This window comes from Methylobacterium sp. WL12, assembly GCF_008039475.1.
Classification (GTDB): Bacteria; Pseudomonadota; Alphaproteobacteria; order Rhizobiales; family Beijerinckiaceae; genus Methylobacterium; species Methylobacterium cerastii.
Window position 1 is genome coordinate 1 of sequence record NZ_VRUW01000257.1, and the last position, 356, is coordinate 356.

Annotated in this window: 1 protein-coding gene; it reads left to right on the forward strand. The window is 64.3% G+C overall.

The window, feature by feature from the left end:
* Nucleotides 1-88: 88 nt before the first annotated feature.
* The coding region (locus tag FV226_RS27760; RefSeq protein ID WP_147765436.1) for a helix-turn-helix domain-containing protein at nt 89-356 on the forward strand (268 nt) is incomplete at its 3' end.

Genomic DNA, 356 nt, shown 5'->3' on the forward strand with positions numbered 1-356 from the left:
TAGAGCGGCATCCGATCAGGCTGAATCAATAGGGTTTACCACTCGGAGCGTGATGTGATTCTCTTGGCGGCTTTTGCAGGAGAGCCGCATGGCATCAGCTCTATCCGTCGATCTGCGCGCGCGTGTCGTGGCCGCCGTCGAGGAAGGCGCGTCGCGCCGTCAGGCGGCCAAGCGGTTCGGCGTGAGCCCGACCAGCGCGATCCGCTGGTACGAGAGCTTCGCGCAAGAGGGGCGGATCGCCCCCAAACCGATGGGCGGGGATCAGCGCTCGCAGAGGATCGAAGCGCAGGCCGACCTGATCGTTTCGACCTACGAGGCCAAGCCCGAGATCTTCCTGCCGGAACTGCAGGAGAAGC